The organism is Westiellopsis prolifica IICB1 (genome assembly GCF_004323185.1).
Classification (GTDB): domain Bacteria; phylum Cyanobacteriota; class Cyanobacteriia; order Cyanobacteriales; family Nostocaceae; genus Pelatocladus; species Pelatocladus prolificus_A.
On sequence record NZ_NAPS01000001.1, the window covers coordinates 2965394 to 2978800 of the forward strand.

Genomic DNA, 13407 nt, shown 5'->3' on the forward strand with positions numbered 1-13407 from the left:
TAATGACAATTGACCAATAACAATTGACAATTGACTAACTTGCGATCGCTTCCTGAATTGCCTTGTTGTAAATTACACGACCTGGAGTTGTATAAATATACTGAGAAATGACATTGCCTTGAGCGTCTTCTCTAACTCGACGGTATTTATACAACTTAGTCACGCTACCATCATCATTCTTGGTCACTTCTTGTGGATCATTGTCCGGTTGACTTGATTCAACTTCACCGTCGTAACGGACATAGACGTAGGCGTGTAGGTCTATTTGATCTTGGTCGAAAGCCATGATTACATCTTCTAAAGAAGCAAAATATCGTCCTGCACCTTTAGTGGCGTGGGGATTTTCTGCGGTTAAGTAATAGGAACCTAACACCATGTCTTGGCTAGGTGTAATGATTGGCTTACCTGTAGCAGGAGACAAAATGTTGTTAGAAGCCAACATCAATAATCGTGCTTCTGCTTGTGATTCTAGGGATAAAGGTACGTGTACCGCCATTTGGTCTCCGTCAAAGTCAGCGTTAAAAGCTGGACATACTAACGGGTGTAGCTGGATGGCTCTTCCTTCTACCAAAATTGGTTCAAAAGACTGAATACCCAAGCGGTGCAGTGTCGGAGCCCGGTTTAACAAAACGGGATGTCCTTCAATGACTTCTTCCAAGACATCCCAAACACTTGGGTCAGACCGGGAAATAAGTTTTTTCGCAGCTTTAATATTGTTTACCATGCCACTACGAATCAGGCGGTGGATCACAAATGGCTGGAATAGCTCAATTGCCATTTCCCGTGGTAAACCACATTGGTGGATATGCAACTTTGGCCCAACCACAATTACAGAACGTCCGGAATAATCTACCCGTTTACCCAACAAGTTTTGCCGGAAACGCCCTTGTTTACCCTCAATAATGTCTGACAATGATTTTAAGGGACGGTTATTTGCTCCCACTACCGTCCGTCCCCGCCGACCATTATCAATCAATGCGTCTACCGCTTCTTGCAGCATCCGCTTCTCGTTGCGAACGATAATCTCCGGAGCTAATATCTCTTGTAAACGCGCCAGACGGTTATTGCGGTTAATTACCCGACGATACAAATCATTCAAGTCGCTAGTTGCAAAGCGCCCACCATCAAGCTGCACCATCGGGCGTAAATCTGGCGGAATCACAGGAATGACAGCCATTACCATCCACTCTGGTTTTGAGCCGGTGGCAATAAAGTTGTCAATTACCCGCAAACGCTTAATTAACTTCGCTCGTTTTTGACCTTTGGCAGTGGTAATTTCTTCGCGCAGAGTTTCAGCTTCTTGTTCGAGGTTAATATCAGCAAGTAGACGCAGTAATGCTTCTGCACCAATGCCGACTTCTACACCTTGTAAAGTAGAATCTTCGCTGTAAATTTGATCTTCAATTTCTAGCCACTGATCTTCACTAAGTAATTGTTTATAACTTAAAGTTTCCGCATTACCAGGGCTAAGAACGACATAGGAATTGAAATAAACAATTTGCTCAACATCCCGCAGGGGCATATCCAAGAGGATGGAGATATAACTAGGAATACCTTTGAGATACCAAACGTGAGCTACAGGCGCAGCGAGTTTAATGAAACCCATGCGGTGGCGACGGACTCGCGATTCGGTAACTTCCACACCACAACGTTCGCAAACGATACCGCGATGCCGGACTCTCTTATACTTACCGCAATGACATTCCCAATCTTTTGCCGGACCAAAGATACGCTCGCAGAACAAACCATCCATCTCTGGTTTCAGAGTCCGGTAGTTAATTGTCTCTGGTTTAGTGACTTCACCAACGACTTGGCCATTTGGTAGTGTTCTTTCACCCCACTGACGAATACGTTCGGGCGATGCCAAGCCAATTTTAACGTAGTCAAACTGATTAGTTTGGGCGTTTCTCATTTGTTTAATGCTGCGTTTAAGTTATGACTTCACAAACAGCACAGGCATAATTAACCGTGCTAGTGGGAGGAGTATTTAGTTTTAGCCAGTAGTCAAGGGCCAATAGTAGAGACGCGATGTTCCTCGCGTCTGTACAATGGTCATTTGCTTTGACAATGGACTATTGACAATGGACTATTGACTATTCCTCTTCTTCTATGGACTCGCGGCTGAGGGATTCGTAGGTTGGACGTGGAGGTGTACGACGGGCGTTATTGTCTGCCATCAAATCAACTTCTACGTCTACGGTACTACCATCTGTTTGGGTTTCCACCTTATGGACGGCAATATCCAAACCTAAAGATTGCAATTCTCGCATTAACACTTTGAAAGACTCTGGTGTTCCTGGTCGAGGAATGGCTTTTCCTTTGACGATCGCATTAAGCGCTTCATTGCGCCCTTGCATATCGTCGGATTTAACTGTCAGCAATTCCTGCAAAGTGTAAGCTGCACCAAAGGCTTCCAATGCCCACACTTCCATTTCTCCAAATCGCTGACCACCTTGTTGAGCTTTACCACCCAAAGGCTGTTGAGTTACTAAGGAGTATGGACCAGTGGAACGAGCATGGATCTTATCATCTACTAGGTGTACCAGTTTCAGCATATAAGCCACACCTACAGTCACCGGTCGGTCAAAGGGTTCGCCAGTACGACCGTCATAGACCAAAATTTTGCCTGGATCATCTGGGTTAAATACCCAGTTTTTGCCAGTTTCATCCCGTGCTTCTTGCAATTTGCCATGCACAATCGTCCGGGATGCTTCTTGACCGTACATTTCATCAAAGGGCGTAATCTTAAATCGCATTCCCATGATGTGGCCAGCCCAACCCAACAGACACTCAAATACTTGTCCGACGTTCATCCGGCTGGGTACACCCAAGGGGTTGAGGACGATATCGACTGGTGAGCCATCAGGCAAATAGGGCATGTCTTCGATTGGCAATATCTTGGAAATAATCCCCTTATTGCCGTGGCGTCCTGCCATTTTGTCGCCGACTTGGATTTTCCGCTTCTGGGCTACATACACCCGCACTACCATGTTGGCTCCGGGCGGTAGTTCGTCGCCTTGTTCGCGGGTAAAGATCCGTACGTCTACAACACGCCCTTTTTCACCGTTGGGTACACGCAAGGAGTTATCTCGGACATCCCGTGCTTTTTCACCGAAGATTGCTCGCAATAATTTTTCTTCGGGTGGTTGATCAGATTCACCTTTAGGAGTAACTTTACCAACCAGAATATCTCCGGCTTCTACCCATGCACCAATGCGGATAATTCCCTGTTCATCTAAATTTCGCAGGGCGTCTTCACCGACGTTAGGGATTTCTCTGGTGATTTCTTCTGGTCCAAGTTTGGTCTGTCTGGCCTCAATTTCATATTTTTCAATGTGAATTGAGGTGTAGATATCATCTTGTACCAATCTTTCAGAAATCAAAATCGCGTCTTCGTAGTTATAGCCTTCCCAAGGCATATAAGCGACGACGATATTTTGTCCGAGAGCCAATTCTCCACCTTCGGTTGAGGAACCATCTGCTAGCACCTGACCAGCAACAACCCGTTCACCCATACGAACGAGAGGTTTTTGGTTGAGGCAAGTATCTTGGTTGGAACGCTGGTACTTAGATATGATGTATTCAATTTCCGCAGGGGGTTTGGCACTTTCCTCTCCTGGGCGTAGTCGTGGACGTACACGAATTTTGGTCGCATCTGCATAAGTGACGTCGCCGTCGGTGCGGGAGACAATCACCATCCCAGAGTCTCTAGCTCCTTGAGCTTCTAAGCCCGTGCCTACCAAGGGACGCTCTGGTTTGAGTAGGGGTACCGCCTGCCGTTGCATGTTCGATCCCATGAGAGCGCGGTTGGCGTCGTCATGCTCTAGGAAGGGAATCATGCTCGTAGCTACCGACACAATTTGTACCGGAGAGACTGCGATATAGTCTACTTGTTCTGCTGTTGTGGTGGAGAATTCCTGACGATAGCGTACAGGTACTTCAGGACCAATGAGATGACCATTTTCATCAATTGGCGCATCTCCCGCCGCCACCCGAAAGTCGTCTTCTTCATCGGCGGTCATGTAAGTTGGTTGGATATCGTACCTGACGCGCCCATTTTCTACAGGACGGAAGGGTGTTTCTAAAAAGCCGTATAGATTCACCCGTGCATGGGTTGCCAAGGAACCAATCAAACCAGCGTTGGGACCTTCTGGTGTTTCGATTGGGCAAATACGTCCGTAGTGTGATGGGTGAATATCTCGGACAGCGAAACCGGCACGTTCGCGGGTCAAACCACCAGGGCCAAGGGCAGACAGACGGCGTTTGTGGGTCAATTCTGCTAAGGGGTTGGTTTGATCCATGAACTGGGACAGTTGGCTGGAGCCAAAAAATTCTTTAATTGCTGCTACCAAAGGTTTAGGGTTAACCAAGGATGCAGGGGTGAGAACTTCGGCATCGGATACAGTCATCCGTTCGCGAATAATCCGCTCCAAACGGTTTAAACCAACTCTGACTTGGTTTTGCAGCAACTCACCGACGCTTCTCACTCGGCGATTACCGAGGTGATCAATGTCGTCTATGCTACCAATATCATATTCCAGGTTAATGAGGTAATCCACCGCCGCCAAGATATCTTGGGGGGTGAGTACCCGCATTGTTTCTGGTACTTGTAGACGCAGTTTTTTGTTGAGTTTATAGCGTCCGACTCGCCCTAAGTCATAACGCTTGGGATCAAAGAAGCGAGAGTCTAGGAGTTGTTGTCCACCTAATACTGTCGGTGGTTCACCCGGACGCAGTTTGCGATACAGTTCCATTAGGGCTTCTTCTTCGGAGAATTGCCCTTCTTTTTCGATGGTTTTTTGGAAATATTCGGGGTGGCGCAGGGCGTCGAAGATTTCGTTGTCTGACAATCCCAATGCTTTTAATAGCACTTGGGCCGACAATTTGCGGGTTTTGTCGATGCGTACCCACACTAAGTCGTTACGGTCTGTTTCAAATTTCAGCCAAGCCCCTCGGTTAGGAATTAAACTAGCTGAATAAGTACGCCGTCCGTTTTTGTCAATTTCTGATTTGTAGTAAACTCCTGGCGATCGCACTATCTGGTTGACAATGACTCGCTCTGCACCGTTTATAATAAACGTGCCGCGATCTGTCATCAGAGGCAGATCTCCAATAAATACTTCTTGTTCTTTAATTTCCCCCGTTTCTTTATTGATCAAACGTGTGGGTACATACATTTGGACAGCGTAAGTGCTATCCCGCCGCTTGGCTTCGTCAACGTCGTACTTTGGTTCCTTCAGTTTGTAATTCTGACCTAAAAAGTGCAGTTCTAGTTTGCCAGTGTAGTCAGTAATGGGACTAAAGGAGTTAAGTTCTTCGATTAGCCCTTCTTCTAAAAACCAACGAAAACTAGAACGCTGGATTTCAATTAAGTCGGGCAACAAAAAGGCGGGTTCCATTATTGTGTCGTTAGTCATGCCTCTACCTTTGTCAACCTGGTTAAACTTGTCGGTGTGTGGGAACTTCTCCTTACACCACCTGCTGTGTGCAGGTGCAGGCAAACGGAGCAATTAAACCTGGAAATAGCAATTTTGGCAAGAGGGTATTTGTTCCCTTTGCTGGATTTCCAAAAATAGAAGATGCTTCAGTTTTACCCTAGTGTGTTTTGCTCTGTTCACTTCTCCTCCGAAAACCGTCTCCTGCATTGACGCAGTTTTTTTGACAGTTACCTTTCATAAGACTGTGGTGTCTTTAACCCAAAGCGATGATATCCTAGTACTGAGCAAATGATTTTCTCAGCTTGCGGCTTATCTATGTAGCTTGAGGTTTGCGGATAATACTCACAAAAAAATTTCGTTTATAAATTTGTATAACTTTAATGATGGAGCCAAAATCTAGCTCTACCTGAGTTGAAAGTGGGTAGTTATAGATTTTTAGCATCATTTATGGAGTTTAGGAGGATGATCAATTGAATAGTTGTACAACGAAAGCACAGAAGTCAGTAATTTGCCTCCTTAAACATTATGGCGCAAGTCAATATTTTTTGGAGGGTACAATAATATCATATTTTTGTCACCTCAAATTTTCTTTTACATAAATAGTCATAAAAAATACACGTATTACATGATTTTATAGCGTCAAACCGAATAATTTGCAGGCATTTTGGGTAGTAAGAGCTGCGATCGCATCAGTGGTTTCACCTCGGAGGCGTGCTACTTGTTCAGCTACGTAGCGAACATAGGCTGGTTCGTTACGTTTTTCACCTCGTTTTGGCACTGGTGCGAGAAAAGGACAGTCTGTTTCAATCAACAAGCGATCGCTTCTCACCATCGCAGCAGATTCTTGAATTTGTTTAGCGTTTTTAAAGGTGACAGTACCGCTAAAGCTAATATAAAAACCTAAATCTAGAAACCATTGAGTTTCTTCTGGCGTTCCACCCCAGCAGTGCATGACACCTCGTACAGTCTCACCTTTAAGATTTTTCCATTTTTGCAGTACTTCCCTAACTTCTGACGTCGCATTACGGCAATGTATGATCACTGGTAAATCAAGCTCAGCTGCTAAATTCAGCTGTGCTTCAAATACCAGGTATTGCTGTTCGTAATTGTCAGCTTTGTAAAAATCTAGCCCCATTTCCCCAATTGCTACTACTTTCGGTTCAGATAGAGCCAGAGATTTGATCTCATCTGCTGTTTGATTGTTCCATTTGTCTACATCTAAAGGATGTAAACCTACAGCAAAGCTAAGTTCGGGAAACTGATGAGCTAAAGTCGCAATACTAGGAAATTCCGCTGGTTCGACACAGGAGTGGACTAAATGCACTACACCCGCTTCTTGCCATCGCGCTCGTACTGTTTCTAAATCTGACTGGAAAATATCAAAGTTGATATGAACGTGAGTATCTATTAGCTGCATTGTTTAGTTTTTTGTTTTTTGTCCTTTGTCCTTTGTCGTTATAAATCACAAAGGACAAAGAACCAATGACCAATGACTATGATGCAGTTACTGCTGGTTGGGTGTGGGCTTTTAATTTTTGAGCTAGTCTAGATTTTTTTCTCGCTCCATTGTTGGGATGGAGGACACCCCGCTTCACAGCTTTATCGATTTTGCTGTAAGCTTCCGACATCCGGGTTTGGACTTCTTGCTGTGATTCAGGGCTTGGGTTAGCTGCATAGGTTTCTACCGCAGCCAAGTATTTTTTCATCAGCGTCTTAACAGCTGATTTATAAGATTTATTCCTTAAACGATTGCGCTCTGCGATTTTGGCGCGCTTGAGAGCAGACTTTGTATTCGCCACAGTCAGTTCCAGAAAGACTATAAATATGTACACACACTACTAGACTTACTAATATAGCATCCAAAACGCCAATGTTAAGATTTCTGAGAAAAAAGTCAGCTATTTGTGTTTGAGTCTACATTCTTGGGGGTAGGGGATCGGGGATCGGGCGGGGGTTAGTATTTTTTCCTTGTCTTCCTTGTCCCTCTTGTCCCCTATTCCTGATCCCCCATCCCCTATCCCCATCTTCACAATCTTTGTATCCCTACTAACGACTTGTTACTGACTACTATTTATTATGACTACAGACACAAACATTCCTTATTTAGCAAACTTAGAGTATATTCCCTATATTGATGAAGCTGGTCAGTTACCTGAATATCTACAAAGCAAAATCGGAGTCTACGCGATTTTTGACCAGCAAAAAGTTCTGCAATTTGTGGGGTATTCTCGTGATGTTTATCTTAGCCTGAAACAGCACATAGTCCGCCAGCCACAACAATGTTATTGGGTGAAAGTCCAAACAATTGAACGCCCTAGCCGCGCAGTGTTAGAAAATATTGAAAAGGTTTGGATAGAAGAAAATGGCTCTGTACCTGCTGGTAATGGGGATGATAAAGACAAATGGACACAGCCAATAGATGCTAAAGCATTAATGACGGCTGAAGAACAGGCAAATTATGAAAATTCTATTGATGAAATCACGAAAATCAAAATTATTAAAAATGTAGCGCGGCGAGTCGAGGCGGAGATTTTAAAAGTTTTAGAAGTACGGGGTTTGCAAACCCAAGTGCGATTTAATCCCAAGTTGAAGGAAGAGGGGTTATTGGATTTGAAATAAATCTACTTATAAATTTAACAGGTCTAACCCTACTGCGTTTATCATTCACTGTCAAAATCTAGCCGAATTAGAAAGCGATCGCGTAATTGCAACAAGAATTTTTTTTAGAAGCCAGCTTTGATTTCTGCGCTTTCATATCTTTATAGGATGGCGCTTAAGTAGATGTGCAAAATTAAATATACATGCACGCTTCCATCAGTTGTGCGTTTTCTAAGTTATCTTTTAGCCTAGGACAGGAAACACTCGGTTGTCTTTTTGATGAACAGCAAGAACACTGAACTAGATTTAACGATTGACTTTAGAAGTGATTGGACTGAAATTTTACGTCAGAAATTAATAGAAGCTGGTTATTCTGTAGACTCAAATCAAGCTCCAGATGCCATCTGTATTCAATACTTTAATACTCTCAAACGAAGAATAGAGCCAAGGTCTCGAAAAGTTTTGATTGCCAAAGAGTTTAAATGTCCAACTGAACATACAGAGGGAGTCAATATTGTTTGTCAAAAAGCAGAAAGCGGAGAAGACCTTACACCACATCTCAATAAAATTCACTCTCCAGACGATCCTGACCCTCTCTTAAATGCCTGGGGGATTTACCACTTTCACCTAGGGACTTTAGTAGATAAATCTGGCTTCATGAAGCGAACGGGACCGTTACTGTTTGCTCGTGTCACTGATGATTCCTTCTATATGCTTGATGTTCTTGGACATGGTAGCTGGTATCAGCAAAGGTTGATTGACATCATCCACAATAACTGGCGAGAATCTATTGAGATGTACAAAATTCGAGGAGTAGATCGGCTTACAATTCCATTACCGACTGATGAAGATGTGGCGAAATTTCGCAAGAGCAACATCAACATTCCTCTTCAAGTTTCTGATGGTACGATTTACGCTCCACTTGGAGGAGGTCAAACGATTTCTGGGATTGATTTAGATGTTAGAGTAACATGCAGTTGTTATAGGGGAACAATCAGAAATCTTGAGAAGCACGTTAGGAATAACTTAGCTCATTTCAGAGACATTGCACGTCAGCATGATCTGGAATTACCACCACAACCACATTTTCAGTTGCAGTTAGTAGATGGCAACGCCTATGCTGTTGAATTGAATGTTAGAATCTCTTACAAGCTATGCGAGATGCCTCTGCAAATATTGATGAGTCTGTAATAGCTAGCAGTCCAACACTACGTTGGTGTGGATGGAACAGAAGCGACACTTTTTGATGAGGAAATATGTTATGAGGTTTAGCGTAACACTTGATCGTGATGAGGATGGAATTTGGATTGTGGAGTGTCCCAGTATTCCAGGATGTGTGAGTCAAGGTCAGACGAAACAAGAAGCTCTTGAAAATATCAAAGATGCCATCTCAGCTTGCCTACAGGTTCGTGCAGAGCGTGGAATGCCACTTACAGTAGAGACATATCAGGTTGAGGTCGTAGCCTAATGGGTTCTGCGTTACCTGTAATGAGTGGGCGCGAAGTTGTGGGCGTCTTTGAATCGTTGGGTTGGGAAGCTGTGCGGCAGACGGGTAGCCACATCATCATGACGAAAGATGAGGAACTCGTAACGCTTTCGGTTCCTGATCATCGTGAAGTGGCGAAGGGAACTTTGCGAAGTTTAATTCGCACTGCTGGATTAACCATAGAGGAATTTGTTGCTGCTAAATAGGGTGTGAATCGCAGGCTAACAACTACAGTGGAGCGGACAGTATAAAGTTTTCGCGCTTCATTTATGAGTAATTTGCCGTCCATCACTGAAAAACGAAAACATTATAAGCATTGGGAAATTCAGGGCGGGCTTGAAGCCTTTCGGAATCAAATTAACCCACACCAGCAATAATCTGCCCAATATCTTTAGGAGTTGCACCTGTAGCCAACATTGCTCGGATCAATAATTCAACTGAGACCGAAGCATCGCCATTTTCAGCTTTAGCAATCCGAGGTTGGCTGGAGCCAATTTTAGAAGCGAGTTCACTTTGAGTCATCATTTTCTGCCGCCGATCCTTCAAACTGTTGCTAAGAGCCAGCTTGATTTCAACAAAGATTGTTTCTTCCGGTGTTAATTCTAAAAAGTCTGAGACTGTTCCAATTTTCCAGCCTTTAGATTCCAAAAGTTCTTTTTTAGTTTGCTCCATAACTTTACTCCTGTTGATCAGTGTCGTATTTGCAATTTTGAAATTGAGGTGAAGTGTAAGTTTCCTGACAAGTATCAAAATTCTGGCAGTATTTGAGTGAGAGTAAAAACAAGCATCCTGCCTACTTTTTATATATCAAATGGCAGGATACCTGTTTGCCAGACAACTTGAGAAAATTTACACATCGCGTTAGTCTTCTTTAATTGTGACTGCACACTGTCAACTCAGGCGATGACAAATCAAACCTCCCCGCAAATCCCCTCTTGTACTTGGAATCGTCCCATTGGTTTAGGCTGGGATCAACCCTACACTGTTCGTTACGCTAGTAATATAGATGATGGCCCTTGGCACGGAATGCCTTTAGGTGGCTTTGGCGCAGGTTGTATCGGTCGTTCTTCGCGAGGAAATTTTAATTTCTGGCACATTGACGGTGGCGAACATGTGTTTCAAGCGATCGCCCCTTGTCAATTTAGTGTATTTGAATCTAATAGTACTAATTCCCAGACTTATGCTTTATGTACACAGCCACCAGAGGATGGTAGCTTGGCTGCATGGGAGTGGTATCCAACAATTAAAAATGAAAAATCAAAAATTACTGGAACCTATCATGCTCTTTATCCGCGCAGTTGGTTCGTTTATGAAGGGGTATATAAAGCTCAGTTAACCTGTGAACAATTTTCTCCAATCTGGGCAAATAATTACCAAGAAACTAGCTACCCTGTTGCAGTGTTTGTCTGGACTGCACACAATCCAACTAACGCACCTATTACTTTAAGTATTATGCTCACTTGGCAAAATATGGTGGGCTGGTTTACCAATGCTTTGAAATCCCCAGAAGTACGGATGCGGGATGATGGTAGTCCAGTTTACGAGTATCAGCCACGTTTGGGCGAAAGTAAAGATAATTTTAATCAACTAGTTGAAAATACTGAATATATTGGTTGTGTTTTGGGTCGTGTTGGTATTGATGAACCTGTCCAAGAAGGAGAAGGACAATGGTGCATTGCTACCCGCAAACATCCCAAACTAAAAATTTTTTACCATAGCCGTTGGCAGCCTACAGGCAGTGGTGAGGATGTATGGCAAAGCTTTGCTCAAGATGGATCGTTACCAAATTGTCTAGACCACTCCCCAGCAGTAGAAAATGAACAGATTGCAGCAGCTCTTGCTATACGTTTCACTTTGTTACCAGGAGAAACACTAGAGATTCCTTTTGTTCTCAGTTGGGATTTTCCGGTAACAGAATTTGCTGCTGGCATAAATTATAACCGCAGATATACAGACTTTTTTGGTAATAACGGTCAGAATGCGTGGGCGATCGCATCAACAGCACTACAACAGTACCAAGCTTGGCAAGCGCAGATTCAAGCATGGCAACAACCCATTCTTGACCGTGCAGATTTGCCAGACTGGTTTAAGATGGCTTTATTTAATGAGCTTTACGATCTTACTGCTGGTGGTACTCTCTGGAGTACAGCAACTGAACGCGATCCTATCGGACAGTTTGCGGTGTTGGAGTGCCTAGACTACCGTTGGTATGAAAGTTTGGATGTGCGGCTTTATGGTTCATTTGCTCTGTTGATGCTGTTCCCAGAATTGGAAAAGGCGGTAATGCGTGCTTTTGCACGGGCTATTCCCATGAGCGATACTAATACTCGTGTCATTGGTTACTATTATACCATCGGTGCAGAAAGTCCTTTTGCTGTCCGAAAAGTTGCAGGAGCAACACCTCATGATTTAGGCGCACCAAATGAACACGTTTGGGAGAAGACAAATTATACCAGCTACCAAGATTGCAACTTGTGGAAGGATTTAGGTAGCGACTTTGTTTTGCAGGTATACCGCGATTTTCTGTTTACTGGTGCTGACGATATTACATTTCTAGCAGACTGTTGGAATGCCATTGTAGAAACCCTCAACTATCTAAAAACTTTAGACATAGACAAAGACGGAATTCCGGAAAATTCTGGTGCGCCTGATCAAACTTTTGATGACTGGCGACTACAAGGAGTCAGTGCTTATTGTGGTGGATTATGGTTAGCAGCGTTAGAAGCTGCGATCGCAATTTGTGATGTTTTGATAACAAACCGCAGAGATATAGAGAACACGGAAAATTTTCTTGGCGATCTTGGCGACTTGGCGGTTCAAAAATCGATCTACGAAACTTGGTTAACACAATCTCTCCCCATTTATGAAGAAAAACTCTGGAATGGTCAATATTATCGACTAGATAGCGAAAGTGGTTCGGATGTGGTAATGGCGGATCAATTGTGTGGACAGTTCTACGCTAGACTGCTGGGATTACCTGATATTGTCAAAGGCGATCGCGCTTTGTCTGCATTACAAACTGTCTACAACGCTTGTTTCCTCAAGTTTCATCATGGTCAGTTTGGTGCTGCTAATGGTCTTCGTCCTGATGGTTCACCAGAAAACCCCAAAGCTACCCATCCCTTAGAAGTCTGGACGGGAATCAACTTTGGTTTAGCAGCTTTTATGGTGCAGATGAACATGAAAGACGATGCTATGAAGTTGACAGAAGCTGTAGTTCGGCAAGTTTATGAAAATGGATTACAATTTCGCACACCAGAAGCGATCACTGCTGTCGGTACTTTCCGTGCTAGTACCTATCTACGCGCGATGGCTATTTGGGGAATTTATTTAGTAGAGACGCGATTAATCGCGTCTGTACAATCGTCAGATTAATCCAAAATCCACGCATCCAAAATCCTGTTAGAGGATGACCCCTGATCTCTTGATCCCCATCTTTAATTTGATCATTAAGATAAAAAATCCGGTTTTTATCTTAATTGCTTGTAATGGACTAATATGAATTCTCCAAATAAATGCACCAAAGTTATGGATGCATGACTACTTGCTCAGACAACTATTTATTGCATTCTCCCGGAGAAATAGTAATACAATAGTTTCTCTGTATATTGTCACAGATCCAAGACATTAAGCCCCAAGAAAAATCAAAGGGGCGATTTATGCAAATAATTCACACTGTTCTGAATTTTGTTAATTCAGAATCGGAGTTTGTTGTTTACGCGTTGAATTTTGAGTTTTAGCCTTTGGAACAGTCAACGACCCAACTCATTTATCTAACCAGCAAACTAGAATTTCTAAGAATTGCAAACCTGTATCAAAGTGCTGGAAGAACCAAATCAAGAAGAAACAAGATGGTAAACACGGATTCAAAGCTTGGTAAAATTT

11 protein-coding genes are annotated in these 13407 nt (G+C 43.3%); 6 read left to right on the plus strand and 5 right to left on the minus strand.

The window, feature by feature from the left end; all coding sequences use genetic code 11:
• Positions 1–34 precede the first annotated feature (34 nt).
• Together B4U84_RS12250 and rpoB are read right to left on the minus strand one after the other, a co-directional pair.
• Complete coding sequence (locus B4U84_RS12250) at positions 35–1912, minus strand: DNA-directed RNA polymerase subunit gamma (protein ID WP_131118150.1); 1878 nt, start codon at positions 1910–1912, stop codon at positions 35–37.
• Positions 1913–2093: 181 nt separating this feature from the next.
• Complete coding sequence (gene rpoB, locus B4U84_RS12255; RefSeq protein WP_207390931.1) at positions 2094–5417, minus strand: DNA-directed RNA polymerase subunit beta; 3324 nt, start codon at positions 5415–5417, stop codon at positions 2094–2096.
• Positions 5418–5455: 38 nt separating this feature from the next.
• On the opposite strand from rpoB, the gene B4U84_RS30550 reads away from it, so the two are divergent.
• Positions 5456–5599 carry a hypothetical protein gene (locus B4U84_RS30550; RefSeq protein ID WP_165490227.1) on the plus strand — a complete coding sequence of 48 codons (144 nt, stop codon included), beginning with the start codon at positions 5456–5458 and terminating at the stop codon, positions 5597–5599.
• A gap of 470 nt (positions 5600–6069) precedes the next feature.
• Here the strand turns inward: B4U84_RS30550 and B4U84_RS12260 are convergent, their stop codons facing one another.
• Together B4U84_RS12260 and rpsT are read right to left on the minus strand one after the other, a co-directional pair.
• On the minus strand, positions 6070–6855 hold the full coding sequence (locus B4U84_RS12260) for a TatD family hydrolase (RefSeq protein WP_131118153.1): 786 nt from the start codon (positions 6853–6855) through the stop codon (positions 6070–6072).
• Positions 6856–6931: 76 nt separating this feature from the next.
• Positions 6932–7237, minus strand: a complete 306-nt coding sequence (rpsT, locus tag B4U84_RS12265) for a 30S ribosomal protein S20 (RefSeq protein WP_017313038.1) — start codon at positions 7235–7237, stop codon at positions 6932–6934.
• A gap of 277 nt (positions 7238–7514) precedes the next feature.
• Between rpsT and B4U84_RS12270 the strand changes: the two genes are divergently transcribed.
• The 4 genes from B4U84_RS12270 (at position 7515) to B4U84_RS12285 (ending at position 9728) form a co-directional block, all read left to right on the plus strand.
• Positions 7515–8057 carry a GIY-YIG nuclease family protein gene (locus B4U84_RS12270; RefSeq protein WP_131118156.1) on the plus strand — a complete coding sequence of 181 codons (543 nt, stop codon included), beginning with the start codon at positions 7515–7517 and terminating at the stop codon, positions 8055–8057.
• A gap of 258 nt (positions 8058–8315) precedes the next feature.
• Positions 8316–9227: a hypothetical protein gene (locus tag B4U84_RS12275; protein ID WP_131118158.1), complete on the plus strand. Its 912-nt coding sequence runs from the start codon at positions 8316–8318 to the stop codon at positions 9225–9227.
• Between the two features lie 70 nt (positions 9228–9297).
• The gene (locus B4U84_RS12280) at positions 9298–9504 is read left to right on the plus strand and encodes a type II toxin-antitoxin system HicB family antitoxin (protein ID WP_131118161.1); all 207 of its coding nucleotides are present in this window, start codon (positions 9298–9300) and stop codon (positions 9502–9504) included.
• The gene (locus B4U84_RS12285; protein WP_131118164.1) at positions 9504–9728 is read left to right on the plus strand and encodes a type II toxin-antitoxin system HicA family toxin; all 225 of its coding nucleotides are present in this window, start codon (positions 9504–9506) and stop codon (positions 9726–9728) included. The genes B4U84_RS12280 and B4U84_RS12285 overlap by 1 nt, the downstream gene beginning before the upstream one ends.
• A 151-nt stretch (positions 9729–9879) precedes the next feature.
• On the opposite strand, the gene B4U84_RS12290 is transcribed toward B4U84_RS12285, so the two are convergent.
• Positions 9880–10194 (minus strand): helix-turn-helix domain-containing protein, encoded by a 315-nt coding sequence (locus B4U84_RS12290; RefSeq protein ID WP_017313036.1) that lies wholly within the window; start codon positions 10192–10194, stop codon positions 9880–9882.
• Between the two features lie 231 nt (positions 10195–10425).
• Here B4U84_RS12290 and B4U84_RS12295 point away from each other — a divergent pair, with 231 nt between their 5' ends.
• The gene (locus B4U84_RS12295) at positions 10426–12897 is read left to right on the plus strand and encodes a GH116 family glycosyl hydrolase (RefSeq protein WP_131118167.1); all 2472 of its coding nucleotides are present in this window, start codon (positions 10426–10428) and stop codon (positions 12895–12897) included.
• Positions 12898–13407: the final 510 nt, after the last annotated feature.

Excerpts from the sequence above, each read along its gene's own strand:
- B4U84_RS12250 (WP_131118150.1), bottom strand. The coding sequence starts at position 1,912 with ATGAGAAACGCCCAAACTAATCAGTTTGACTACGTTAAAATTGGCTTG.
- rpoB (WP_207390931.1), bottom strand. The coding sequence starts at position 5,417 with ATGACTAACGACACAATAATGGAACCCGCCTTTTTGTTGCCCGACTTA.
- B4U84_RS12260 (WP_131118153.1), bottom strand. The coding sequence starts at position 6,855 with ATGCAGCTAATAGATACTCACGTTCATATCAACTTTGATATTTTCCAG.
- B4U84_RS12270 (WP_131118156.1), top strand. The coding sequence starts at position 7,515 with ATGACTACAGACACAAACATTCCTTATTTAGCAAACTTAGAGTATATT.
- B4U84_RS12275 (WP_131118158.1), top strand. The coding sequence starts at position 8,316 with ATGAACAGCAAGAACACTGAACTAGATTTAACGATTGACTTTAGAAGT.
- B4U84_RS12280 (WP_131118161.1), top strand. The coding sequence starts at position 9,298 with ATGAGGTTTAGCGTAACACTTGATCGTGATGAGGATGGAATTTGGATT.
- B4U84_RS12285 (WP_131118164.1), top strand. The coding sequence starts at position 9,504 with ATGGGTTCTGCGTTACCTGTAATGAGTGGGCGCGAAGTTGTGGGCGTC.
- B4U84_RS12290 (WP_017313036.1), bottom strand. The coding sequence starts at position 10,194 with ATGGAGCAAACTAAAAAAGAACTTTTGGAATCTAAAGGCTGGAAAATT.
- B4U84_RS12295 (WP_131118167.1), top strand. The coding sequence starts at position 10,426 with ATGACAAATCAAACCTCCCCGCAAATCCCCTCTTGTACTTGGAATCGT.